The organism is Neobacillus sp. BF23-41 (assembly GCF_041106275.1).
In genome coordinates this window covers 60,176-85,195 of record NZ_JBGBPR010000020.1, presented here as the reverse complement: position 1 = coordinate 85,195, position 25,020 = coordinate 60,176, and the positions used below count along the sequence as shown (strand labels likewise).

Below are 25,020 nucleotides of genomic sequence, written 5' to 3'. Positions count from 1 at the left end.
AACCTGGCAACTATCATCGATAACACGGGGCTAAAGCCTCTGCTTATCAAGGGCAAATGGTTAAAATCGATCAATCAGTACTATAACAAATTAAGAGCCAAATACATGAGTATCCTTCGAAATGGAAAAGGACCAAAGGAAGGGAAGTTTCACACGACAAGATTAATTTCATTAGACCGAAAAAGAAACAATCGAGTCATGGATTTCTTACATAAGGCCAGCGCAAAAGTGGTGGAGATTGCGAAAGAAAGAACCATAGATACGATCATCATTGGAAAAAATAAGGGTTGGAAGATGGAGGTTGATATGCAAAAGACTAGTAAACAAACCTTCATACAAATCCCTTTTGCCACTTTCATAGGAATGATTCGATACAAAGCAGAGCGACATGGAATTCAAGTCATTGTTCGAGAAGAAAGCTATACCTCTAAATCTAGTTTCTTGAATCATGACCCGATTCCAACTTACGGGGAAGAGCCCCAAACTAATTTTAGCGGGTATAGAAGCAGTCGAGCTTTTTACAAAATCAAAGGTTCTAAGATTTTGATCCATGCCGATGTGAATGGAGCTTTTAATATTGTCCGTAAACATACCAAGGATATCTTCGAAGGACTGGAGAGAAAACAGTTCCTCCAATCCCCACGAAAAATAATCATTATAAAGAAAAGAAAGGCAAAGCTGAAGGCCTCGGTCTGATGTAGTAGCGGGACTTGTGGTAGCCCTCGTAAAGACAATGCGGCTTTAAAGCCTATTCTTTCGAAACCCCTAGCTTCAGCAATGGGGATATTCATTAACAGTTTTTGAAACATTAATGATACGATTGCTTTTGCCAGTCTAATCGATGCAGTACTGTACTGTCATTTACATAAATAGGAGGGGACTGTTTTGACATTTTTTCCAAAGCAACAACATGATAAGGTGAGTTCTTATAAAAATCTACGTTCATTGTACGAGCGAAACATCACTGTGAACAGTATTTCAGAAACTATGGATACTTGTAATCTTCATGACGATGCCGAAATGATTCAAAGTATGATGATTATAAAAGACTATGATGTTTTAGGTGTTGAAGAAAACGGAATCGTCATTGGTTATGTAGTAAGAAATGAATTGAAGGAAGGATCCTGTATAGAATATTATCGGAGTTTTAGTCCGACAGAACTTGTCTCGGAATCAACACCACTTATCGATACGTTATTTTTTTTAAAAGAGATAGATAGAATATTTATACTAGAAGGAAATAGGGTAACAAAAGTTGTAACACTAGCCGATCTCCAGAAACCTCCCATTCGGATGTTATTATTTGGGTTGATTTCATTATTAGAGATGCACCTTTATCGGATTATTAATCATTATTTTCCTGAAGATACCTGGAAGACACATTTAAGTCCCAATCGAATTAGCTTAGCTGAGGAATTATTTTCTCTTAGAAAGTCACAAAATGAAGCGATTCAATTAAGTGATTGTCTACAGATTTGTGATAAAAGAGACATTGTCCTTAATGAGAAACCATTAAGGGAACGTTTGGGTATTGAAACAAAAAGCAAGGGGAACCATTATTTTAAACAATTAGAAAAATTAAGAAACAACTTGGCGCATTCCCAGAATATTAATACCCAAAATTCTTGGGATGAAATGTTCTTGTTAATGGAACAGACTGAGAAATTATTAGGAGCATGTGAAAAGATGTGATGTTGAATTCCTACAGAAAGTGTTTCAAGTGGTAGGTAAAAGATTAATTAATACAAGGTGAAGGTAATGGGTTAAGTTGTGAAAACATCAATATTAGTGGAAAAACTGTAGGTTAGAATCCTACAGTTTTTTATATAAATCCTCAGAAAAAAGCTGACTTCAAAAGATCACATTTTAGTGATTTGAAATCAGCTTTTTTATCGTATCTAAGAACTTCATAGTCTATCCAATCCTATTTACTGATTATTATTTTTTCTTTTTTTCATTTGATTTTTATTATTTTTATTTTCCTCATCTAAGGAAGAATTTTCGTTGTTGTGAGAAGCTTCTTCTTTTACAATAGCTGCTGAAACAGGTACATAACTTTCACTTTCCTTAAGAACAGGAGAATCTGTTAGCGTCCCGCTGTCTTTTTCATTTTTACTGGCAAATGATTCTGGTTTGTTTTTCTCTCCTTGAACTGTAAGGGACCCTGTGCGTTTTTCGCGGGTTTCTTGCTTTTTAACCTCATTCATTAGGGTTGAAATATCGGGATTTCCTTCCACAATCAAAATATTGGGACTTTCCGTAATAACTTCTTCTTGCCCTACAATGGCCATTTGGGTGACCAGTTTCTTTTCTTCCATCGGCGAGGGGATAGAACGCTCAATCCGCGCTTCTTCTTTTCTAATGACATCCTGTACCTGCTTTGTTTCTTGAATTTTCCGCTTGCCTACAATTACTTCTTCAACGACTACCGGTCTTTTCGTTACTTCTATTCGTTCTTCCATAATAGGGATACGAATAATTTCATCCGCTGTAAACGGGCTGCCATCAACCTTTCCATTAATGACAGGACGGCGCTCTACATAAATTTCTTCTCGAATAAGTGGAACTTGCACTGTTCGCTGTTCTTCAACTACTTCTTTATGGAGCTGTAATTCTCCGACTTGGACACGCTCTTTTATAATATCAAGCTGTTCTTCACGGAGTTGGACGGCTCCTGTTTTTTCGGTCTCATATCTTTCAGTCTCATATTGTGCTTTATTAACAGGACTGTCGTAAGTTCCATTCGTATCAACCAGCAAAATCATTTTCCCCTTATTTATTTCCGCTTCACACTGTTTTGCTGTAAATACTGGTAGTCCTCTTTCAATAAGCCTGTTCGACAGAACGTTTCCCTTTCCTCCGCCCATTCCTGCAGACATTATGGAAAAAAAGCTGTCCATCATAACACCTGCTAAGGTAGTCATTGGTATCTCCGCTTCTACCATAACTCCAGTGTGTGAAATGATCAATGGAATACGACTTCTATTTTCAGCCACTACCATCATATCTGTTTCACGATGCCCCTGACGTTTCAATTCTTCAATTGCATACAAGACTTCTTGCTCCGAATTAAAGGTTCCAACGATTCTTTTTTCCATACTCATTCTATCGTACCTCCTAAAATATAGTTAATGTGGAATATAAAGTACATCCGCATTTAAAGTATATCTACCCCAGAGGTATCCACTTGAAACATTTAATAATGGAAATGAAGTATTATATTTTGTAAAAAAAATAAGAAGTTTACCTAAAAAACAAGTCAAATAGGCACATTTCTAGAGCTACACTTGTTTAATTTAAGATTGTATAGACTGACAATAACGATAAGAACTGACCCTGGTTCAGTCTCATTATCATTAAAGAAAGCACAGCAATTATTTGGATCAAAGCATACAAAAATTACGAAATTTAAAAATAATAACCAACGTAAATGAGACGAGTGCCAACCGCCAAAAGCGACACGATAACGTATAGCGAATAAACGAAGTGCCGATTTCTATTAAAGAGAAGTTGTCACTATTTTTATTTTTTAGGGGGAATTATGATAACTTTAAAGTATAATATGAAATATGTTTGTAGGGAACAGTAACAAACATATTGAAAATAAATATCTTCTGCACCAATCAGGTATTGAACAGATTATGAAAGGTAACAAAAATGAGTATAATAAAAGATTTTTTGCTGCAACTAACGTTTATGGTAATACCCATTTTTATTTACTTTACATTTATTACAGAGAGGGTAAAAAGTGATAAAAATAGAAACGTAATCATGTCCATTTTGTGGGGCATATCAATATTATTTTGCATGTCCTTTCCAGTGAGTTTTGGTCAAAATGCTCGTTTGGAGTTAAGAATTATCCCTCTATTATTTGGCACCTTATACGGTGGATTTTGGCCAGGAATCTTCCTTTCAGCGCTAATCATACTTTATCGACTTTATTCTGGAATCAGTATAGGATTTTATAATACTTTTCTTGCCTTATTATTTACATTGCCTGTTATATTGTTTTTTCAAAAATCATTTGCAAGTTCGCATAAAGATAAAAGGATTAAAATTGCTGTTGGTCTTTCCTTTTACTACTGTCTTATTGGCCTTACTTTTTTTGGTATTCTAAGAGGTTTTTCCATAGAGAATGTTAAAGTACCGATTATTCATCTTATCTTTGTAGTGGTAGTTACTTGGTTCTTCACAATGTTAAATGAAACGATTAGGGAGATTCATCAGCTTCGATCAGAGATGCTGAACTCAGAGAAATTACGAGTGATAAGTGAGTTAACAAGTGTTTTCGCTCATGAAATTAGAAATCCGATGCAAGTGACTCGTGGCTTTCTCCAACTTCTAGACGAGCCTGATTTGCCTAAAGAAAAGAAGGAATATATCCAAATTTCCATTGAAGAATTAGATCGTGCAAATGAAATTATTAATGATTTTTTATCCTTTGGAAAACCCACAATAAATAACAGCGATAGAATCGAAGTAGGTTATCAGTTACAACGTGTAGTAAATATCCTTCAAGGTTACTCCCTGAAACATAATGTTGAAATTAAAACTGATTTTTTTGATAACTGTTGGATTTATGCTAATCCTCAAAAATTGAACCAGTCATTGATTAATATTTTAAAAAATGCGATAGAGTCTATGCCGAATGGTGGAATGGTTTGGATTACATGTATTTCAACAGATGATGAGTATATTAAGATTACCATTAAGGACCAAGGAATTGGTATGACAAAAAAGCAAATTGATAGGCTGGGATCTCCGTTTTATTCCTTAAAGGAAAGAGGGACAGGACTTGGAATGATGGTAAGTTTTCAAATTGTCCATTCTTTCAATGGTAAAATACAAGTGAACAGTGAAAAGAATATGGGGACAGAAGTTATTATTCTTTTACCACAGATAACCTAAAGATTAACCATTAATGTGAGATTGCTGTACAATCCCTTTTTTTGATCAGGAATAATAACAATTTTTCTGCAGAAAATACTTCTATTAAATTCAAAGTAGGAGTGTGTATATGGAACAAACACTTTATGAAAAAGTTGGCGGAGAAGAAGCGATTGCAAAAGTTGTGGACTATTTTTACTCGGAGTTGGTTCTTAAGGATGAGACAGTTAATCATTTTTTTAAAGAAACGGATATGGAAAAACAACGCCGTCATCAGTCAAAATTTATTAGTTTTGCATTAGGCGGTCCAAATCAATATTCTGGTCAATCTATGGCAAAAGCTCATCAAGGAATGAATCTCCAACCAGCCCATTTTAATGCTATTGTAAAACATCTTCACGATGCTCTTGCTCACTTTGGAGTGAATGAAAGAGACATAGATACAGCTTTAACTAAAGTAGCTTCACTAAGAGACGATATTTTGTATCAATAACTGTTATTCTGCTAACGGATCCTAGAAGAATGATCGAGCTGCCACTAAGGTAGCTTTTTATTTTTAACAATGTGAGTTTGGACGTTTCTTTCTTAAGAATATTGTTAATCTCCGTGCCTGGCACGACCCGGAGAATGTTCTTTAAGAAATTTTTACTTTCTAAACTCATTTAATCTTTCGTAGGTTTCAAGTAAGAAATCATAAAACAATGCTTCGGTTGGGAGCAGTTGACGTTGTGTCGGGTAGATGACACCGACTGTGCGTGTGAGACTCGCATCTGATATGGGAATCACGACAGTGGAGCGCGGTGTGTTATCTACCAATGTCATCTCTGGCATCAATGCTACCCCTAAGCCAGCAGACACTAACCCTTTTAATGCATCAATATCTTTCCCTTCGAATGCGATTAGTGGTGGAAAACCTGCATCCCTACATGCTTGAACAACCTGTTCGCGAAATACAAATCCTTCAGGCAGGACACAAAATGGGTCATTTCTTAAATCCCGTAACCGAATCGATTCCCGATCAGATAATGGATGATGAAGAGGGAGGAGGGCAACGATATTTTCTGTAAATAACGTAGCTCCTTTGATTTTTTTTTCTTTTTCCGGATTGGGCATGGGTGCCATCATGGCCAAATTAAATTCCCCATTTACCACACCATCAATTAAATCATAATAAAGGGCATTGCTCATTTGAAATTTCGCATCCGGGTACCGAGTTCGAAAAGCATAAATGATGGAAGGCAATGTGTGGGCGGCCATGCTAATAGGGAATGCAATTCGAACGGTTCCTTTTTCCGGATTTAAATTTTCTTCTACTTCTCTCTTTGCATCCTCCATCAAATACCACACTTGTTTCATCCGTTCATAAAAAATTCTTCCTATAGGGGTTAACTTTACGCTTCTTCCCTCACGAATAAAAAGTTTCACACCTAATTCGTCTTCTAAATTGAAGATTTGCCTGCTAACGGAAGACTGGGCAACATGTAAGACATCTGCTGCCTCTGTTACATGCTCTCTTTTAGCCACTTCTAGGAAATATTGAATTTGCCTCGTCTCCATTTTTTAATCACTCCAGATTCATGCGTTAAATGCATTAATTTCATCGGAAATTAAGATTGAAACTATTAATTATAAAATTATAAAATGAAAATACATTTAAGAAAAGTAATTTTTCACTGTTTTTAATAAATTTTTAGGGGCGAACGTTATGAAAATGCTGGATAAAGTAGAAGAAAATCAAACGCAAATCGTGAAAGATTACGTAAATCGTTTATTTGAAAGTGTTCAAATGCGTAATCCAAATGAATGGGAGTTCCAGCAGGCAGTTAAAGAAGTACTTGATTCTTTAGTACCTGTCCTTGTGAAAAATCCGATATATATCAAACAGGCCGTTCTAGAAAGAATGGTCGAACCAGAGCGAATGATTACCTTTCGGGTTCCATGGGTAGATGATAAAGGGAATGTAAAAGTGAATCGTGGATATCGTGTCCAGTTTAGTAGCGCGATTGGACCTTATAAGGGGGGACTAAGATTTCACCCGTCTGTTAACGCAAGTATTATCAAGTTTCTCGGGTTTGAGCAAATCTTCAAAAACTCATTAACAGGTCAGCCAATAGGCGGTGGAAAAGGCGGTTCCGACTTTGATCCAAAAGGTAAATCTGATTTAGAAATTATGCGCTTTTGCCAGAGCTTTATGACAGAGCTTAGCAGACATATCGGGCCGGATATCGATGTTCCCGCTGGGGATATTGGAGTAGGGGCAAGAGAGATCGGTTATATGTTCGGGCAATATAAAAAATTAAAAGGTGCTTATGAAGCAGGTGTGCTAACTGGAAAAGGCATTGGTTATGGAGGAAGCTTAGGCCGGAAAGAAGCGACAGGATATGGATTGGTTTATTTTGTAGAAGAAATGCTGAAACGTCAGGGATTAAGCTTTCAAGGAAGTACCGTTGTGGTATCTGGTTCAGGAAATGTTTCGATTTATGCAATGGAAAAAGCGATGCAGTTTGGTGCAAAAGTGGTAGCATGCAGCGATTCAAACGGTTATGTCTATGATCGAAAAGGAATTAACTTAGATACGGTTAAACGATTAAAAGAAGTAGAGAATAAAAGAATGATTGAATATGTCAAAGAACATCCAGATGCTATCTATCAAGAAGGATGTTCAGGCATCTGGGCGATTCCGTGCGATATTGCTTTACCATGTGCAACGCAAAATGAGGTAGATAAGGAAGCGGCAGAATTGTTAGTTTCAAATGGGGTAAAGGCAGTGGGCGAAGGTGCAAATATGCCTTCTACGCTAGAAGCCATCGATACTTATTTGGAGCATCATGTTTTATTTGCACCTGCCAAAGCAGCAAATGCAGGCGGGGTTGCAGTTTCCGCGTTAGAAATGGCGCAAAATAGTGCAAGGCTGTCATGGACACAAGAAGAAGTGGATATGAAATTACAAGACATCATGAAAGATATTTATAGTAAGAGTATGAAGGCATCAGAAGATTATGATGCTCGAGGAAATCTTGTTATCGGTGCTAATATAGCTGGATTCGTAAAAGTAGCTAATGCCATGATCGAACAGGGTGTTATCTAAAATATAATATCTTGTTATGATAATAATAGAATATAGATATCGTTCAAAACAACGATAAAAGGTCACAGATTGGTGGCCTTTCATCGTTGTTTTTTCTTTTCTATCAATCGTTTACTTATCTGTTTAAGTAAAGTGGAAGCAATAGTCGTTTGATTTTTGTTAATTGAACAAACTTAGAACATATTAGGAAAATGTGAAAAGATAGGAAATTTTTATATCGAAAAAAATAATCGATATATTTATTGCTTTATCTATGTATATCGATTAAAATTTATCGTAATAGTGAAGGAATGGAGGGCTGTCATGTCAGGTATAAAAAAACAAGACATTCTAACAATCCTTACATTTGTGAGTCGTAAGGATATAAGCAGGGAAGACTTGCTTGGGGCACTAAGTGAGGAAATCTCTAATTTCGATACAATCATTGAGCATTTGCTTAACGAAGAAATGGTTGTAAATAGAAAAGGGATGCTTTCAATTACAGAAAAAGGCTTAAACCAAGCACGCCACTTTTACGAAAAAAAATCTCATCATAGGAAGCAAGAAAAAAAGAAGCCTGGAAAACGAAGGGGACTTATTCAAATAGCAGTCCTTCAGCTGCTTAAGGAGGAGCCGCGACATGGCTATGAAGTGATGAAGCTGCTGGAAGAGCGGAGTAAAGGTGTGTATTCTCCGAGTGCAGGAACAATTTATCCAGCTTTGCAGGATTTATCCGAAAGAGGTTTGATCTCAATTGATGAACAAACAGATAAAAAAGTATGTACGTTAACTCCTGATGGCTTGGAATTTCTGTCAGAGACGGTTCACGATGAGGATCAGGTGTTTTGGGAGGAATGGCGCCTTCATTTATTGTGGAAGCAATCGAAGGAAGCTGGATTACTGCGCGAAGAGATGGACAAATTTCAATTGGAGTTTCAATACGCAGTAAGTAGAGTATTGCATGAGCCTTCACTTGCACCAGAACTTGCCGAAATCATTAAGAGCGGAAGGGCTCACTTGATTCAGTGGTCAAACAAGAAGTGAGAAAACATATCAAACGAATACCTAAGTAGAAAGTTTTCATCGCTACAAGGTACAGGACAGATTTAGGGAAAAGATTAGAACAAATAGGAGGAATTTTCTTGGATATCATCGATATTATCTATTCTCGACGTAATATAAAAAATTTCAAATCAGATCCGGTCACTATAGAGCAAATCAGCAAATGGCTGGAAGCCGGCTCAATGGCTCCCAATCATAAAATGACCGAACCATGGGAAGTGTACATGGTTGGTGTGGAGACAAGAGAAAAGTTAAACCACAAAACCAATTTCTTCCATGCGCCTGTTGTACTTGCCATTTTATCCAAACACGGTGCCAATGAAATTGAAAAAGTAGAAAACGCACATGCTACAGCCTGCTTTGTACAAAATTTTAATCTAGCCGCTTGGGCAGAAGGGGTTGGAACATTCTGGTCATCGATGGGGGCTGCTCCGAAAAACCGTGAAATTCTAGGTGTTCCGGATGGGTATGATGTGATTGGGATCTTTGGTGTAGGGTACCCAGAAGAAATCAATGAACGAAAAGAAAGGACTCCTATTCAAGAAAAAATAAAGTACCTTTCTTAAAAAAGGGAAATTATAATTTTTACATAATATGGTATAATTACAATGATTTAGAAGTGAAAATAAGTGCGGTATAAACAGCAATCCAAAATATTCGAATAGCCATGCAAATCGGATGAATATTAAAAAAGGAGAAATAACAATGCCAAAACAATTTTGGATTAACTTGCCGGTAAAAGACATCAATAAATCAAAAGAGTTTTATAGCAAAGTAGGATTTATTGTTAATGAGCAACATGGCAATAGCGACCAAGCACAATTGATCATCGGGGATCATAATGCTACGGTTATGCTATTTCCAGAGTCAACTTTCGAAAAATTTACCAGACAGGTAATTGTTGATACAAAGCAAGCTACGGAAGTATTGCTATCCGTGGATGCCGACAGCAGAGAAGAAGTAGATGTAATGGCAAAGAATGCAGTAGAGGCTGGCGGTACACTATTTGGAGAGCCTTCAGAGAGCCAAGGATGGATGTACGGCTGCGGTTTTACTGATTTGGATGGTCATCGGTGGAATGTGTTGTATATGGATTTGAGCAAAATGCCGAAAGAATGAGATAGGATTATAAAGGAAATATTCTGGCGATAAGAGCATTTCTGTAATATCAATTGTAGCGGATGCCTTCTGCGATACGTACACCTGCGTTGGGCCATCCGCCTTTTCCTTATTTGTTAACGGGAATTTTCAATATAGTTTACGACATCTCCCACTGTTTGAAGCTTCGCTGCAACTTTGTCGCTAATTTCGATTGCGAATTCATCTTCAATTTCCATCGTCAGGTTCACCATATCAAGCGAATCAGCTTCGAAGTCATCTTTGAATGATGCCTCTGGTTTGATATTCTCCATTTTCACACCCAGTTGGTCTGCAATAATAGGTTTTAACTTTTCAAATGTGGTCATTGTGACATCCCCCTAAATATTTCATAACCTCCATTATAACAACCAATCTCGGAACGTAAAACATAAAAGTATTGCCAATATCCGGCGAACATTTGACTAATGAAAAATAAAGGATTATTCATATGTTATTAACGGTATGTTAACTAGTACAAACTTTTTGAATAATTATTGGAGAAAATAGATAATGACACTTTTATATGTAGGAATTAGTTGCATTATTGTGGGATTTGGTTTAAGCTCACTTAGTTTTTATGAAGTTAAAGATGGTTTAAAATTTATATTTGAAGAGCGGAGTAAGATAAACAAGGTGGCTTTTTTCTTTACCATATTTGAATATGTAACAGGGATATTTTTGTTTGGAATACTACTCATATTGTTTGGTATATTTGCTATAGTAATGAATTTTTTTTGATAGTGTCTTGTTTAACTACCATGAGTGTTTCCAAATCATTGTTTTCCACGAATTTTAAATATACATTTTTAATTTTAATGTTTAGAAATATAGAGAGGAACTTTAGATGAATACATCATTAGAAATGCTGATCCATTTATTTGAACGAGCTGCCTTGCTCTTGATTTGTCTGTTCTTTATGATTCGGATCCCGAGATTTAAGGAATCTCTTCAAAAAGAACAGCATTCTCCCACCGAGCGTGTGGTCATCACCCTTGTGTTTTGCTTATTTGCCATATTTGGTACATATTCAGGGATTCATGTGGAAGGATCACTTGTAAATGTCAGGATTATTGCAGTCGTTTCGGGGGGAATCTTGTTTGGCCCCTGGGTAGGAATTATTACCGGTATTGTTTCAGGAGTCCATCGTTATTTAATAGATATTGGTGGACCCACTTCGATCCCATGTCTCATTACAAGCATTTTAGCGGGAATTGTTTCGGGTTATATTAACCGAAGAGTGAAGAGGTCCTTGCGCTGGGTTTATGGAATAGTTGCCGGCATGTTGTCCGAAATTTTGACCATGGTGCTGATTCTTGCGATGGCGAATCCATTTGAACTAGGTTTGGACATTGTTTCTAAAATCGCTTTTCCGATGATTGTAGGAGAGGTAAACATTGGCCTAATTGTATTGCTCGTGATGAGCGTCGAAGGTGAGAAGGAATTGATTGCAGCGAGACAGGCAAAGTTAGCCTTAGATATTGCAAATAAGACACTGCCTTATTTTCGATCTGTTAATTTTGATTCTTTGAAGAAGATTTGCCGTATTATAAAAAATGATATCAAGGCCGACGCGGTTGCGATTACAGATACGCATAATGTGCTTGCTTATGTTGGCTTTGGTGAAGAACGGTATGTAATCGGGCAGGAAATCATTAGTGATTTGACAAAAGAGGCGATTCACAGCGGGAAATTCATCATTCGGAATCAAGTGGCCGATCACCATACACCCCAAATTCACTCCCTGCTCATTGTTCCCTTTGAGGAGCATGGCGAGGTGACGGGAACACTTAAAATCTATTATCGCAAAGCCTATAAAATGACTTATTCGCTGCAAACAATGGCCATCGGACTATCGCAAATCATCTCCACACTTATGGAGGTTTCCCGGATTGAACAGATTAAGGAAGGTGCGAACAAGGCGGAGCTGAAGGCGCTCCAAACGAAGATTAATCCGCACTTTTTATTTAATGCCCTAAATGCCATTGCCTCCACCACACGCAGAAATCCGGACAAGGCACGTGAGTTGATTATTAATCTTTCAGGTTATATGCGTTACAATTTAGAAATTAGTGATGAATTGATTGATATCCATAAAGAATTGGAGCAAGTCCGTGATTACGTTGAAATAGAGAAGGCGCGTTTTGGCAACCGGTTAACGGTGGAATACGATATTGACGAAGTAAATGTAAATATCCCGAGCCTGCTCATCCAACCTTTGGTCGAAAATGCCATTATTCATGGGATCTTAACGATAAAGGGCCCAGGGGTGGTGACGATAGCGGTTAAGGATATGGGAAATAAAATAAGAATTAGTGTGATGGATACGGGGGCTGGAATTAGCGAAGATGTCATTCAGCATTTGCTGCATGATGATGTACCGGCCAACAAAATAGGTTTGTATAATGTTCACCAGCGAGTGAAACTCATTTATGGACATGGATTGGTCATTCACCGCTTGTCACCAGGAACAGAAGTTTTTTTTGATATCGTAAAGGAGAACCTATGAGAGCGATTATTGTGGAAGATGAAGTTCCAGCTCGTGAAGAACTGGAGTATTTAGTGGAAGCCTATAGTGAAATTGAAGTGACCCATTTCTTTGATGATGGCTTAGATGTTTTAAAATTTTTGCAAGAGCATGAAACAGATGTAATCTTTCTTGATATTAATATTCCTTCCTTAAATGGCATGTTGTTAGCGAGTACCATAAGTAAATTTACAAAAAGGCCTTATATTGTCTTTACCACTGCCTACAAAGAGCATGCAGCACAAGCCTTTGAACTTGAGGCCTTTGATTATATTTTAAAGCCCTATGACGAGAAGCGGATTGCTGGGATGTTAAGCAGGTTGGAAATTGCCTTTAAACGAGATCACGTCGAAATAACACTCCCAAATAGAAACCTTAAATCTCATTTGAATTCTCAAGGACAGCAAAGAGAAATCCCAACGCAGGCTTCTAATCGAATCAATTTGAAAAAGAACGATAAAATTATCGTAACAGATGCGAATGATATCTATTACGCTATCGCCAACGAAAAAGTTACATTGGTGTATACCAAAAAGGAGGAGTACACCATGCCGATGAGCATAACGGAATTTGATTCCCTATTGCCTGAGAACCTTTTCTTTCGCTGTCACCGTTCGTATACAGTTAACTTGACCAAAATCCTTGAAATTGTTCCATGGTTTAATCAAACCTACATGCTGCGTCTGAAAGATCTTACAGAGGAAATTCCGGTAAGCAGAAGCAAAGTGAAAGCGTTTCGACAAATTATGCATCTATAACCTCCATTCATTCCGAATAATAGGCATCTCATTCTGAAAACGGTTTCTCTCTTTTTTTCAATGCTATGATGATCATGTAAACAAAATCAATTAAAGATTCTGATGTTAAATATGATCATTTTTATATGGAAGAAAAGAGGAGATCGCAATGAAATCAAGTACAGATCGTCGATGGCTGATTGTGTTAGGAACTATTATCGTACAGATGGGTTTAGGTACCATCTATACGTGGAGTCTTTTTAACCAGCCGTTAGTTGAACTCTTTCATTGGAAGTTAAATTCAGTTGCTATTACATTTTCAATTACTAGCTTTGCCTTGGCATTCTCGACGTTGTTTGCCGGGAAGCTACAGGATAAATGGGGGCTTCGCAGAGTAATTGGTTGTGCAGGTCTTGTGCTTGGAGCAGGCTTAATCCTTAGTTCCCAGGTATCATCATTATGGATGCTTTATATTTTAGTAGGGGTTGTCGTTGGGGCAGCAGATGGCACAGCTTACATCACATCCTTATCTAATTTAATTAAGTGGTTTCCAGAGAGAAAAGGACTTATTTCTGGAATTTCTGTTGGTGCGTACGGTACGGGTAGTTTGTTATTCAAGTTCATAAACGGTTCACTTATCCAATCTGTTGGGGTGTCTCAAGCCTTCTTTTACTGGGGAGTAATTGTCCTGATTTTGGTTGTGGGTGGTTCATTCCTTGTCCGGGAAGCAAAAATGAGTCATGAGCCGCAAACCGTTGGCGGCAGTATCCAAAAAGATTATACAGTTAAAGAAATGCTTAAAACAAAGCAAGCCTATCTACTATTCTTTATTTTCTTTACAGCGTGCATGAGTGGTTTATTCTTAATTGGAATTGTGAAGGATATTGGTGTTCGATTGGTAGGACTTGATATTGAAGCTGCCAGTAACGCTGTGGCTTTAGTTGCCATCTTTAATACCAGCGGACGAATCATTCTCGGAGCATTATCAGATAAAGTGGGCCGTTTAAGAGTGGTATCAGGTACACTTCTTGTAACAGCAGCAGCAGTATCTGTATTAAGCTTTGTACAACTTAATTATGCCTTGTTCTTTATCTGTGTCGCTGGAATTGCCTTTTGTTTTGGCGGTAATATTACGATATTCCCTGCAATTGTAGCTGATTTCTTTGGCTTGAAAAATCAGAGCAAAAACTATGGAATCATTTATCAGGGCTTTGGAATTGGAGCCATTTCCGGTTCATTTATTGCTACTGCCTTAGGTGGTTTCATACCTACCTTTAAGCTTATAGCAGTACTGAGCATTGTCTCATTACTCATTGCTATGACGATCAAGGCACCAAATTTTGGTGAGCCGAAAACGAAGAAGAAAAGGAGTCATGGGGAGATTCGCAGTCTTTCACCAAAGACACGAGCAAGTTAATAGAACTCTATAAAAAAGAGGCAGCGAACCCAATCGGGGGCGTTGCCTTTTCTTTTATCTGGAAAAAAGCAGGGAGAAAACAAATTGATTCAATCACCTTTTATTATTTGAGCCCTATCCTCCATTTGTGGAGGTTCTTCAAACCACCCATGCTTAATCTTAATTTCAATTCCTTCTTGTCCGTAGAAATATATATCTTTAGCAATTAATGAAAATTTTATAGATATATCATTTCTTAAACTAAAAAAGGTTCCAAAACTACCTCCTACAAGTCCAAATCCATTGAGAAGGTATACGCAATGCATCATGAGATTATCCGAAAATGGTGCGATTGTGGAAGTAGTTACCGTGCTTCCAGATGTAGCAGAGAAATGAACATTACTCTCTAAAAGCATTTCCTCGAATGTTTTGATTTGTTTCTTACAAAGTTCAATTCCTTTTACAAAATATTGTTTAACATCTTTGTTAACTGCACATTGTGCGAAACCAGTAATCAATTGCATTCCAATATTATTTGTCTCAATTCCATGGTGAATAATACCAAGCTCAATGTCATTTAAAGTCCTCTTGTCACCAAAAGGCTTAAATCCTTGCATGTACCTTTTGCTTTTTATAAATTCAGTTGTTTTTGGCATAGTAACTTTTGGGGGAAGGGTAAGAATCCCTTTTTCTAGCAGATAAAGGGTAGACAATTTATAAAATTTTTGAGTAACAGAAGTAAGTCCCTCATAAATCTGAATAACCTTATCGTTATATGCCATATTCATATTAATGGTGTACATACCCATGCTAACTTCTTTTAATATACGGACCAACATAATATCAAATCCATTATCGAATAACTTAGGAGCTTCTACGTTGACGTTTTCTTTTGTGTATCCAACAGGTTTCGCCATTTTTTGGTCTCCAAATATCTCTTCCATTTGCACAACAAAATAATTCAGTTCTTGCCACAAACCGCCCAGAATATTCCTAGCTTCTTGGTCATCCGATTTCTCTATAAAGTATTCCAACATTCTCATAATAAGGGTTTTTTCTATGTATGTAAGCCAGAGTGTCCCCACCTCTGGTGCACTTATAGGGTTTGTTAGAATCAAATTTATAACCTCCATGACTTTTTAATTTTAGTGTGTTCAAAGGGAGGGAAATTAGTCAATTTTAAATCGTTACTTCTATCAGGAGTCGAGTCTTCTTCTTTTTCGGAATAATTCTTAACCTTATACCATAATAAGACAATAAAAGAAAAAAGCGTAAGGATGTGGTATATTAGGGGAATATACAGGTTATTTATTATGGAAAAAAATATTTATTAAAATAGGTTTTAATTCGGAAAGAAAGAGTGATACATACCTTGAAATACAAAGGAAGAATAGTAACAACCTTAATTAGTCTAATTGTTGGAATACCTTATGTTGCTTATAATTATAAAACACTTCAAAGTTCGATTAGGACGTTCATAGATACAACCGTTTTGATTGTAACTACCATGATACTCTGGTGGCTGGGAAAACAATATGACAAGGCTAAGTTTTATTCCGAAAAAGACTATTTAACTGGGCTTTATAATAGACGATTTATTGAGGAGATTTTCCCAAAACTAATATCATCAGCGAAAAAAATCGAACAACTAAGTATATTAATATTAGATTGTAATGACTTTAAACAAATAAATGATACATATGGTCATAAATATGGAGATCTGGTACTTGAAAATATTTCGACTATACTTTTAAAAAGCACTAGCGTCAGTGACATTATCGCAAGATGGGGAGGAGATGAATTTTTAATCATTTCGCCCTTCTCAGATCAAACTGGAACTGAAGAAATGATTAAGAGGATTGAAAACGGATTGAGAGAACTATCCCAAAATACACAAAAAAAAATTTCAGTTTCTGCTGGATTTGCTATTTATCCAAATGATGGAAAAGATATGGACAGTCTAATTAAGATTGCTGATAAAAATATGTATAAATTAAAAACCTTAAGTAAAAAAGCTACCCTTAAAAAAATATGAAACAATGAAAAATTATCATTCAATTACTTGGAGCGATTGTTCAATAAGAGCAGTCGCTTTTTTACTAACGAGGAGGGTTGTTCAATTAGAAATGATAATTATGTTTGAAAAAAATGTTCAGATGAACAATGAGGTGTCATTAGTACCGACCATAGCTTTCTACTGTTACAATGAGAGAATGAAAGAATATAACAGTATGTAGAAAGGAGTTCCACATGAAGATGATTGATGAGTACTTCGAAACAGCGATGGAAGCCTGGAGTATGATGCAAAAGACTTCTGGTGATGAAGGGGCAGAATGGGCAGAAAGATTTGAACGCTACTTTTATGAATTTATCGATGAATTGAAGAAATGGTGGGCAACTCTTCATCCAAAACCAACGAACATAGATGAGGCTGAGGAGTTACCAGAAATAAAAAAGTGGATGGAGCAAATCCCTGCTCCTGTACAACTAAATTTCCTTACAGAATTAGAGGATATTTTGGATGGATTCGATACAGAACGTTTTGATTAAGAAGTAGAGTATGGTGGAGATATGTTGTTGTACTAACGGTGCAGGTTAGTAGATAAGTGAATGATCGTCCACCTCTGTTTGTAAACCAATTTACATCCATTTTGGGAATTTAAAGGGCAAAAGAATCATATAAAATTATGAAAAGGAGGAGAGTCATAAAATGCAGATCATCAACAATTATTTTCGTGTACGTGTGAGTATGGTGTACATGATGACCAATAATGAAGTAATGAATCAAATCATTGCCTTTTACCGGGACATGAATGGAATGCTGACCTTTGTGGGTGCCTACCCAACTTATGGTAGAGGTACTGGTACAAAGGAAGTCTCCACTGCAACTGCAAACGATGGCATCGACCCTCTTGCGTCACAAGGCGCCATAACTTTGTCCCGTGATCGGCGTTTCCTACTTGGTGTTAACGCGGGTAGCAATAGTATAAGTAGTTTCATCATAACTGACAGTGGAACACCTGTTCTTGTAGATGTGAAGCCATCAGGAGGAGCTCAGCCCAACAGCGTAGATGTGTTTGGTAATATTGTCTATGTTTCCAATGTAGGGAATGCCGCTAACAATTTTGCTTCCAACATCACTGGTTTTCGCATAGATGAAAACGGACGGCTTACTCCTATTCCTGGATCCACCTATTCTCTCAGTACCTTCAATGCTCAGCCGGCTCAGGTTCTCTTCACTCCTGACGGTAGCAAAATCCTTGTATCCGAGCTTACTTCAAACCATCTTAGTATATTTCGTGTGAATCAAAATGGTACGCTTACAGGTCCAATCGTTAATGATTCTTACGGTCAAGGACCATTAGGCGTATATTTTCTATCGTCTGGAATCCTCTTAGTTACAGAAGCAGTTTCAAATGCGATGTCATCTTATTCATTGAGTAATGACGGTATCCTTCGGGTGATCAGCGGCTCTGTACCAAGCGGATATAAGACTGCTTGTTGGGTTGTAACAACGAGGGATGAACGTTTTGCATACATTACCAACACTTTAAGCGGCACCATCTCTACCTACCAAATTGATCCAAATGGAGCTTTGTCGGTGGTAAGGCATATTACCAGTACACCGCCAGGTACAGCACCGGGTCTTCCGATGGATGTTAGAGTGAGTAGCGATGGACGGCATTTTTACACCCTTAACGGAAATCAGGGAACAGTGTCAGTATTTAATATTCAAGATGATGGTAGTCTAGTAAGATTGCAGATTGCTGCCTGGACTAACTTTTCATACTATGGATCACAAGGTTTAGCTGTTCTTTGATTCTATTGGATACACCATACTGTTCGAAATAGAAAAATACAGGAGTTACAAAAAACAGGGCTGCCGACATACTGGTGGCTTTTATTATGAGACAACATAATTGCCAGCAAAGTTGTGAAGAAATGCACTTAATCAAACGGGTGCATTACTGGAACAACCGTAATGCTTTTTTCTTGTTTCACTTGCTCTTTTGGCACCCATTTCTTCCTAACAATTTTATAAAATGGAAATTTCACCATGTACTGGACATTTACTCATAAGTTTATGACAAACAATGCTTAATTTTCCGCTATTTGTCTGAGTATTTATCACACACCTGCAATAGGGGACTTGTCATATGATACATTAGCATTTGAATTCAAAGTGATTCAATCACTACTGCCATATAGAACAGTATTATGGGGGAAAGGTTTTTTTCAAAAAAGGAATTTCAGGAGGGACATTTTGAAGACATTATTATTGGAAAACATTTTAACTGCAATGAACATTCAACCTAATGAAAAGCAAAAAGGTATACGAATCAAGAACGTAACTAATGACAGATTTGAAATTATGAGTCATACGTTATTTTTTCGTTGGAACAATAGTGAGGTGCCTGTTGAATCTATAAAGAATTACAAGAATGTATTCATCGTTACAGATTCACCATTTTCTCATATGGAAAGATTAAATCCTAAGCAAATCATTATGGTAAAGAATCTCAAAGACAGTTTCTTTAAATTTACTTCGTATTACAGGCATCTGTTTAATATTCCTGTAGTCGCCATTACTGGTACATGTGGAAAGTCTACAACGAAAGAAATTTTAAAACACCTTTTGGAAGAAACACACAATGTCCAGGCAACAATATCCAGCAAAAATGCCAGTTATTACAACCTTCCTTATTTAATGGGAATTGATGAAGATACGGATGTGGCAGTGTTTGAAACAGCCGTATCTTCAAAAGGGGATATGACGGAGTCCTGTAAGTATTTTTACCCGACTATTGGAATTATGACAATGATTGATGTGGATCATACGGATAAAATTCGATCATTTGATAATTATCTAGCAGAAAAGGCAAAAATAATGCAAGGTATGAACAATGAGGGAATTCTCATCCTAAATACGGACGACCCATATCTCTCCTCCATCGATACTTCTAAATTTAAGGGAGAGATTATAACATTCGGAAAAAACAAGGATGCAATTTTTAGGATTAAGAAGTATCAATATCATTCATCCGGCATGACTTTTTGGATGGAATATAAGCAAAGGGAATTTAAAGGATATATACCGGGACTTGGTGAGCATAGTGTATATAATGCAGCCGCTTCATTAGCAGCTGCTGCAATCCTAGGAGTGGATATTCACTATGCTTTAAAGAGATTATCTTCTTATCATCACATGAGATCCCATTTTCAAATTATTGAAGGACGAAATCAAATTACGTTGGTGGATGATACTTGGAAGTCAAATCCTGCTTCCTTAAGAAAAGGCTTAGAAACATTAAGCAGGATAGCATTGCCATCCCAAAGAAAAATTGCTGTTCTGGGAAGAATGGCAGCACTGGGAAAATATGCAGATGAAGAATACAAAAAGGCAGGACATCTAATCAGTGATTCGGGGGTCGATATTCTCATCACCAAAGGGTTTATTGCAAAAGATTTTCAAAAGCCAGCTATAGAGGCAGGAGTAAATCCGCATAATGTTTATCATTTTTCAGATGCAGATGAATTAAAGAGGTTTTTTGATTCATTTTTAATCCCAAATGACATTGTTTATTTCAAAACGGGCGGGAATGACTCAGACTTCGATGATGTCATCGAATATTTAAGAAAGTAGAATAGTAGAATCTTTTCACATAAATAGGCAGCTTTCCTTTAATGAACTGCAATCCAATTGTTCACAATCGGAGGTGCAGTTCATTAGCGGCAAGCTGCCTTTTTTAGGGATTAAAATATTTGTTGCTATAAGTGGTGTCGTTTTATCGACATTTTTTTCCCGTTTAATGCTTAGTTGTATCAGCTAAATATTTAGCATACAAAATCGTATTTTTAGCTACATCTAATTCAAGATTATATATATTAGGTGGACCTGGTCTCCAATTTACTTCAAAAAGCCATAGTTTTTGGTTAGCATCAATTCCGACGTCAATTCCTAATTCATCCAATTCACTGTCATATAAAGAATCAAAATGATTTGAAAAACTTATCGCAAACTGTTCAAGATACCTTTTAATATCATACCAGGAGTCACCAAACTCTGTTTTTAAAAAAATATCCAGGTAAGTACTATAACCACCACTCCCCATATTTGATGTGATGGTCCCTAAACGCCCGATCCTTGGATAAATAGAAGTAATAACCCATTTTCCTTCTCCATTTTTTTGAACATGCAACCGGAAATCAAAAACATGACCAGATTTTGTTTGACTTGTAATAAACTGTTGAACTACGTAATCTTGTTCTTGTATTTTATGAGATAACAAGTCTAACAATTGTTTTTCATTAATAGATGATTCTAATCCTGCATCATTCATTTTGTAATGATTTGATCCATATTTTTCAATAAAAACAACGCCACCTCCTTGATGCCCAGATAACGGTTTGATAATAACTTTTTGATAACGTTTGATCATGTCAAAAAAAATCTGAACGTCAGTTAATTCATAAAAAGGAATAAGGTAATGTTTATATTTATTTGCCTTTTTAATTCTGTTATATACCGATAATTTGTCACCAATAGAATGACTTGTAAACGGAATTCTATCAAACAAATAATCAAAGATTTGTTTAGTTTTCTCACTTGCAAGATAACTTGCATTATAAATGACATCAGGGAAAGGAAATTCCTTTTCAATCCATTTTCCATTTTCATAGGCTTTTCCTAAAATTTTTTGCTGTTTTATATTTACCTTCCCTAGGGTAAAGTAAAAAAAGGTTACACCTTCTGCTTTTGCTACAGCGGCATAAGCATATGCTTTCTTTACATTACTTGGATCACTGCGATGATGAAGCATGCCAATTAACGTCATTATACTTCTTTTCCACCTCTCCACATTCTTTTTCTGATAAAAAGACTAGAATGATTGTTCAATCATTAATAACTCATCTAATTTCTTAAAACATCTGTTTTTATAGATCATACTCATTATTTGTCACTTGGAATTTTTAAATTGGGTCAAGGGAGAAATGTATTTCGCTAGCTGCTCTCATAGCAATTCTTTTTGCTTCGAATTTACCCTCTGAGGATGCCAAAATGTATCCGCAACGATCTCCCATTGATAAAGGCGGACGTACGATCTGTCCTTGTCGGGGTTTTATATACACCTCTTCCACACCGGGATATTGAGAGACGCGTTCTTTTCCCGTTACCTTCATTAATTTTCCTTTAGAATCAACTGTTAAATAATGTGCATATACATACTTACTGTGCTTTTTAGTAAGGCAAGGCTCATTTCCTAACATTAATTGAATGGTTTCCTCTACTAAATTAATTCCATATCCGACTTCAATGATTCGATTCATCGCTCCACCTGAGATTCTTGGGTTAATTTCAATTAATTTCCAAACTCCATTTACTAAACGCATTTCAAGGTGACAGGCACCATTTTTCATTTGAAAAGCCTTTAAGATGGAACTTACTGTCTCAAGGATACTATTGTACATCCTTTGATTGACATCTGTTAGTAAAGAATATCCGGTTACAATAAATCGTTTTAAAAAAGTAATCTGTTGTTCGATTACCGCGACAATATGAACTTTTCCATTGTGTACTAAAACTTCAATTAAATATTGGGGTCCTATTAGATACTCTTCCAATAAAATCTGTTCATTTTTTTTTAGTAATCCTTCTAGTGCCATCCTCAACTGATTCTCGTTATTTGCCAAATGGACATCTTTTGAGCCGGCAGATGTGGGAGACTTTACAATAAGGGGTAAATAGTTTTTGGCTTGACCAATAAAATTCTCTAAGGAAAAATCATCTGGATTATAAAGGGCATAATATGGAGAATTTGGGTGTCCTTTGAGAAGCTGACGAGTTAAAACTTTATTTTCCATTTTTAATATTGAATCAGTAGAGACTACACCTGAACAAAATTCTTCTGATAAGGCGGCTGCTACATAAACGTAAGAATGTACAAAACTAAAAATGCCTTTTATTCGTTTACCTTGTCTTTGTAGTTTGCTGAGGGTTTTTTTTATTTCATCATAATTGGATAATTCTACTAAAATCATTTGATGGACTTCGGGAAATTCTGTTCTTTGTTGAATATATTTTTGCCTATTGGTTAATAACACCGTAAAATATCCGAGTCTCTCTGCAGCTTTTATTGCTTCTCTACTGGATCCGGATTTGTTCGTTTCAATAAATACAATGGTTTGCATAAGCTTTGTCATCCTATCTTTGGAGGTTTTTTATTGAAGGATTTAGCTTTACCAGTTTTATAAACTGATAAGTACAATTTATTATATTGTCATAAGACAACAGTGGTATGGACAATCGTCATAATTCTTAAGACAATTAAATGAGAATTTGTACAGAGTTCATAAAAGGAGTGTTATTGTACTACCGGTGTAGTTTTATGGAAGAAGGGGTTTGTGTAATATTTGTGGAAGTTTAAAAAGTTACGAACGACTGGGTTTACGTGTAAAAAAAAATAGGACTGCTGTTTCAGCAGTCCCATTGTTCTTTTACGCTTCAAGTAAATGACAGGTTAGTTCAATAACAATATCAGTTGTACCATATACATCTGCATTTAAAATGTAGTAGGTGGTACAATTTCAAAAACTGTACCTTGGTTAAAATCAGTCACTTTCATAGAGTCATAAACCCCTAAATATAGTCTTGTTTGATCCAGATTCGTTCCCAAATTAACATAATAAGCTGATTGAGACCCAAAATTATAATCGGTTTCAATCACACTAAAATCATTTAGTTTACCATCTGTTCTAACCCTGGTATACGCTAAAACCCCTCTAACCGGAGGTCGAGATTCTTCAACACGGGCAAGGTCGGTAAACACAACACTTCCCGTTAAAGCGGGGATTCCATGCCCCATAAAAGCTTGCACTCCTGTAAGTGCCGTTCCTCCAAACCTATCGGGGCGGGGATCTTTATGAAAATAACTTGTTAGAGGCTGAAGACGTCTAACAGAAGTGTTTACAGCTTCATTGTAATAAGCAATTGTTTTCTCATCCAAAGTTGGATTTGCAGAACAGCTCCTTATAATTGATGTAGGAAAAGCACCTTCCCACCCTCGCCAGCCAAAGTTAATAAATCCTTCTTCGTCAGGTTCGGTGTTTCTTAAAGAAGCTTGAACAAGCTGAGTAACCGGTATTGGTTTATATTGAACAAATGAAAAAATCGACTCTACCAAATCCTGTCCGACATTTCCCACATATTTGATATACTGTTTATTAAACTTTTGAAATGAAATGCCTGGTATATTGCGAACCCCTTTGGCAATTACCGTGAGCTTTTCCTGAATTGTTACAGGAAGTTCATTAAATCGTGTGACTACAGGTGGATTGTTGATAAATGTATTCTTACCTACATCAATTTCAATGATTTTACCGGCTATTTCCAAATTATCCTGGCTTAAATTAAATGGGTCGTAGCCTGATCCACCATCACCGGTTGTTAAAACAAGTTTTCCTGTTTCAGGTGAAAAGTTTAAACTATTGACACCATTATGATTTAAAAATGGTCTTCTTAAGTTAAGTAAGGTCCGTCGTTTTTGAGGTTGACCATTCGATTGTACGATCCATTCTTCAACTGTATCAATATGATCATATTGAGTTTCTCTATTTATCCACCTTTGGTTTAAAGTGCTGGGATCACACGGGTTAGGATTAAAAGGTTCAGGAAGGGCACCTGGACCTTGTGTTCCGGCTACTGAATAATGAAGATAAAACAGACCGTTATAATAAAATTCGGGATGAAACGCTAGCCCTAGCAATCCCCGTTCATCATATCCACCACCAGAAACACCTAGTTTTATGACTCGCGGGCGAATATCTAAAAAAGGCCTTAAACTTGAGTTTCCTATGTAAAAGATCTCTCCTACCTGGGTTGCAATAAATAATCTTTCAATTGAGTCACCCGGAAGTATAGTTGATTTCAAAACAGTGGGTAAATTTATCTTACTTACAAGGGGTCGTAAACTAACCTTAATTTTGATCAACTAACGCAACCTCCTTCTTAATTGTTTTCTTTTTTAAGAATATGATTAGCACTGTTCTATTAGTACCAAATTAGGGCAGGGGAGTCTGACCACTATCCTGATTCCTTTAATAGTAGAAGAGAGCGTCTATCGACGATCTATTTGATGAGTAAACATAATCGTAGAAATGTTTATTCTATATTCGAGATTGTGAAGAAGAAATGTTCTTCTACTAACTG

The 25,020-nt window shown here is 36.6% G+C and carries 23 protein-coding genes; 16 read left to right on the top strand and 7 right to left on the bottom strand.

Annotated elements, in window-relative coordinates:
* Together AB7942_RS23205 and AB7942_RS23200 are read left to right on the top strand one after the other, a co-directional pair.
* The coding region (locus AB7942_RS23205; protein ID WP_369448695.1) for an RNA-guided endonuclease TnpB family protein at positions 1-696 on the top strand (696 nt) is incomplete at its 5' end.
* A 189-nt stretch (positions 697-885) separates the two neighbouring features.
* On the top strand, positions 886-1,692 hold the full coding sequence (locus tag AB7942_RS23200) for a hypothetical protein (protein ID WP_369448694.1): 807 nt from the start codon (positions 886-888) through the stop codon (positions 1,690-1,692).
* 236 nt (positions 1,693-1,928) lie between these two features.
* Here AB7942_RS23200 and AB7942_RS23195 read toward each other — a convergent pair whose 3' ends face one another.
* The gene (locus AB7942_RS23195; protein ID WP_369448693.1) at positions 1,929-3,104 is read right to left on the bottom strand and encodes a YsnF/AvaK domain-containing protein; all 1,176 of its coding nucleotides are present in this window, start codon (positions 3,102-3,104) and stop codon (positions 1,929-1,931) included.
* Positions 3,105-3,657: 553 nt separating this feature from the next.
* On the opposite strand from AB7942_RS23195, the gene AB7942_RS23190 reads away from it, so the two are divergent.
* The gene (locus AB7942_RS23190; RefSeq protein WP_369448692.1) at positions 3,658-4,908 is read left to right on the top strand and encodes an ATP-binding protein; all 1,251 of its coding nucleotides are present in this window, start codon (positions 3,658-3,660) and stop codon (positions 4,906-4,908) included.
* A 109-nt stretch (positions 4,909-5,017) separates the two neighbouring features.
* Positions 5,018-5,380 carry a group I truncated hemoglobin gene (locus AB7942_RS23185; protein WP_369448691.1) on the top strand — a complete coding sequence of 121 codons (363 nt, stop codon included), beginning with the start codon at positions 5,018-5,020 and terminating at the stop codon, positions 5,378-5,380.
* Between the two features lie 152 nt (positions 5,381-5,532).
* Here the strand turns inward: AB7942_RS23185 and gltC are convergent, their stop codons facing one another.
* The gene (gene gltC, locus AB7942_RS23180) at positions 5,533-6,444 is read right to left on the bottom strand and encodes a glutamate biosynthesis transcriptional regulator GltC (RefSeq protein ID WP_369448690.1); all 912 of its coding nucleotides are present in this window, start codon (positions 6,442-6,444) and stop codon (positions 5,533-5,535) included.
* 148 nt (positions 6,445-6,592) lie between these two features.
* On the opposite strand from gltC, the gene gdhA reads away from it, so the two are divergent.
* From gdhA to AB7942_RS23160, 4 genes are all read left to right on the top strand, one after another.
* Positions 6,593-7,975: an NADP-specific glutamate dehydrogenase gene (gene gdhA, locus AB7942_RS23175; protein WP_369448689.1), complete on the top strand. Its 1,383-nt coding sequence runs from the start codon at positions 6,593-6,595 to the stop codon at positions 7,973-7,975.
* A 303-nt stretch (positions 7,976-8,278) separates the two neighbouring features.
* Positions 8,279-8,998, top strand: a complete 720-nt coding sequence (locus AB7942_RS23170; RefSeq protein ID WP_369448688.1) for a PadR family transcriptional regulator — start codon at positions 8,279-8,281, stop codon at positions 8,996-8,998.
* A 98-nt stretch (positions 8,999-9,096) separates the two neighbouring features.
* Positions 9,097-9,582, top strand: coding sequence for a nitroreductase family protein (locus AB7942_RS23165; RefSeq protein WP_369448687.1), 486 nt, complete (start codon positions 9,097-9,099; stop codon positions 9,580-9,582).
* 139 nt (positions 9,583-9,721) lie between these two features.
* A complete protein-coding gene (locus AB7942_RS23160) occupies positions 9,722-10,135 on the top strand; it encodes a VOC family protein (protein ID WP_369448686.1) in 414 nt (137 codons plus the stop codon).
* A 116-nt stretch (positions 10,136-10,251) separates the two neighbouring features.
* Here AB7942_RS23160 and acpP read toward each other — a convergent pair whose 3' ends face one another.
* A complete protein-coding gene (acpP, locus tag AB7942_RS23155) occupies positions 10,252-10,482 on the bottom strand; it encodes an acyl carrier protein (protein WP_369448685.1) in 231 nt (76 codons plus the stop codon).
* 184 nt (positions 10,483-10,666) lie between these two features.
* Between acpP and AB7942_RS23150 the strand changes: the two genes are divergently transcribed.
* The 4 genes from AB7942_RS23150 (at position 10,667) to AB7942_RS23135 (ending at position 14,834) form a co-directional block, all read left to right on the top strand.
* On the top strand, positions 10,667-10,894 hold the full coding sequence (locus AB7942_RS23150; protein ID WP_369448684.1) for a hypothetical protein: 228 nt from the start codon (positions 10,667-10,669) through the stop codon (positions 10,892-10,894).
* 106 nt (positions 10,895-11,000) lie between these two features.
* Complete coding sequence (locus tag AB7942_RS23145) at positions 11,001-12,662, top strand: LytS/YhcK type 5TM receptor domain-containing protein (protein WP_369448683.1); 1,662 nt, start codon at positions 11,001-11,003, stop codon at positions 12,660-12,662.
* Positions 12,659-13,438 (top strand): LytR/AlgR family response regulator transcription factor, encoded by a 780-nt coding sequence (locus AB7942_RS23140; RefSeq protein WP_369448682.1) that lies wholly within the window; start codon positions 12,659-12,661, stop codon positions 13,436-13,438. Before AB7942_RS23145 ends, AB7942_RS23140 begins: the two co-directional genes overlap by 4 nt.
* Positions 13,439-13,586: 148 nt before the next feature.
* Positions 13,587-14,834: an L-lactate MFS transporter gene (locus tag AB7942_RS23135; protein WP_369448681.1), complete on the top strand. Its 1,248-nt coding sequence runs from the start codon at positions 13,587-13,589 to the stop codon at positions 14,832-14,834.
* An 89-nt stretch (positions 14,835-14,923) separates the two neighbouring features.
* Here the strand turns inward: AB7942_RS23135 and AB7942_RS23130 are convergent, their stop codons facing one another.
* On the bottom strand, positions 14,924-15,931 hold the full coding sequence (locus AB7942_RS23130) for a DUF3231 family protein (RefSeq protein ID WP_369448680.1): 1,008 nt from the start codon (positions 15,929-15,931) through the stop codon (positions 14,924-14,926).
* A 254-nt stretch (positions 15,932-16,185) separates the two neighbouring features.
* Here AB7942_RS23130 and AB7942_RS23125 point away from each other — a divergent pair, with 254 nt between their 5' ends.
* The 4 genes from AB7942_RS23125 to AB7942_RS23110 all read left to right on the top strand — a co-directional run bounded on the left by AB7942_RS23125 (position 16,186) and on the right by AB7942_RS23110 (position 20,457).
* Positions 16,186-16,848: a GGDEF domain-containing protein gene (locus AB7942_RS23125; protein ID WP_369448679.1), complete on the top strand. Its 663-nt coding sequence runs from the start codon at positions 16,186-16,188 to the stop codon at positions 16,846-16,848.
* 215 nt (positions 16,849-17,063) lie between these two features.
* Positions 17,064-17,363 (top strand): hypothetical protein, encoded by a 300-nt coding sequence (locus AB7942_RS23120; protein WP_335700908.1) that lies wholly within the window; start codon positions 17,064-17,066, stop codon positions 17,361-17,363.
* 160 nt (positions 17,364-17,523) lie between these two features.
* Complete coding sequence (locus AB7942_RS23115; RefSeq protein WP_369448678.1) at positions 17,524-18,633, top strand: lactonase family protein; 1,110 nt, start codon at positions 17,524-17,526, stop codon at positions 18,631-18,633.
* A 444-nt stretch (positions 18,634-19,077) separates the two neighbouring features.
* Positions 19,078-20,457 carry a Mur ligase family protein gene (locus AB7942_RS23110; protein WP_369448677.1) on the top strand — a complete coding sequence of 460 codons (1,380 nt, stop codon included), beginning with the start codon at positions 19,078-19,080 and terminating at the stop codon, positions 20,455-20,457.
* Between the two features lie 163 nt (positions 20,458-20,620).
* On the opposite strand, the gene AB7942_RS23105 is transcribed toward AB7942_RS23110, so the two are convergent.
* The 3 genes from AB7942_RS23105 to AB7942_RS23095 form a co-directional block, all read right to left on the bottom strand.
* Positions 20,621-21,649 carry a YheC/YheD family endospore coat-associated protein gene (locus AB7942_RS23105; protein ID WP_369448676.1) on the bottom strand — a complete coding sequence of 343 codons (1,029 nt, stop codon included), beginning with the start codon at positions 21,647-21,649 and terminating at the stop codon, positions 20,621-20,623.
* A gap of 136 nt (positions 21,650-21,785) precedes the next feature.
* Positions 21,786-23,003 (bottom strand): ATP-grasp domain-containing protein, encoded by a 1,218-nt coding sequence (locus AB7942_RS23100; protein ID WP_369448675.1) that lies wholly within the window; start codon positions 23,001-23,003, stop codon positions 21,786-21,788.
* A gap of 371 nt (positions 23,004-23,374) precedes the next feature.
* The gene (locus AB7942_RS23095; protein WP_369448674.1) at positions 23,375-24,802 is read right to left on the bottom strand and encodes a PQQ-dependent sugar dehydrogenase; all 1,428 of its coding nucleotides are present in this window, start codon (positions 24,800-24,802) and stop codon (positions 23,375-23,377) included.
* Between the last annotated feature and the right edge of the window lie 218 nt (positions 24,803-25,020).

What these genes read in the sequence shown, in the direction of transcription:
- AB7942_RS23195 (WP_369448693.1), bottom strand. Translation starts at nt 3,104, where the DNA reads ATGAGTATGGAAAAAAGAATCGTTGGAACCTTTAATTCGGAGCAAGAA.
- AB7942_RS23190 (WP_369448692.1), top strand. Translation starts at nt 3,658, where the DNA reads ATGAGTATAATAAAAGATTTTTTGCTGCAACTAACGTTTATGGTAATA.
- AB7942_RS23185 (WP_369448691.1), top strand. Translation starts at nt 5,018, where the DNA reads ATGGAACAAACACTTTATGAAAAAGTTGGCGGAGAAGAAGCGATTGCA.
- gltC (WP_369448690.1), bottom strand. Translation starts at nt 6,444, where the DNA reads ATGGAGACGAGGCAAATTCAATATTTCCTAGAAGTGGCTAAAAGAGAG.
- gdhA (WP_369448689.1), top strand. Translation starts at nt 6,593, where the DNA reads ATGAAAATGCTGGATAAAGTAGAAGAAAATCAAACGCAAATCGTGAAA.
- AB7942_RS23170 (WP_369448688.1), top strand. Translation starts at nt 8,279, where the DNA reads ATGTCAGGTATAAAAAAACAAGACATTCTAACAATCCTTACATTTGTG.
- AB7942_RS23160 (WP_369448686.1), top strand. Translation starts at nt 9,722, where the DNA reads ATGCCAAAACAATTTTGGATTAACTTGCCGGTAAAAGACATCAATAAA.
- acpP (WP_369448685.1), bottom strand. Translation starts at nt 10,482, where the DNA reads ATGACCACATTTGAAAAGTTAAAACCTATTATTGCAGACCAACTGGGT.
- AB7942_RS23150 (WP_369448684.1), top strand. Translation starts at nt 10,667, where the DNA reads ATGACACTTTTATATGTAGGAATTAGTTGCATTATTGTGGGATTTGGT.
- AB7942_RS23145 (WP_369448683.1), top strand. Translation starts at nt 11,001, where the DNA reads ATGAATACATCATTAGAAATGCTGATCCATTTATTTGAACGAGCTGCC.
- AB7942_RS23140 (WP_369448682.1), top strand. Translation starts at nt 12,659, where the DNA reads ATGAGAGCGATTATTGTGGAAGATGAAGTTCCAGCTCGTGAAGAACTG.
- AB7942_RS23135 (WP_369448681.1), top strand. Translation starts at nt 13,587, where the DNA reads ATGAAATCAAGTACAGATCGTCGATGGCTGATTGTGTTAGGAACTATT.
- AB7942_RS23120 (WP_335700908.1), top strand. Translation starts at nt 17,064, where the DNA reads ATGAAGATGATTGATGAGTACTTCGAAACAGCGATGGAAGCCTGGAGT.
- AB7942_RS23115 (WP_369448678.1), top strand. Translation starts at nt 17,524, where the DNA reads ATGCAGATCATCAACAATTATTTTCGTGTACGTGTGAGTATGGTGTAC.
- AB7942_RS23105 (WP_369448676.1), bottom strand. Translation starts at nt 21,649, where the DNA reads ATGACGTTAATTGGCATGCTTCATCATCGCAGTGATCCAAGTAATGTA.
- AB7942_RS23100 (WP_369448675.1), bottom strand. Translation starts at nt 23,003, where the DNA reads ATGCAAACCATTGTATTTATTGAAACGAACAAATCCGGATCCAGTAGA.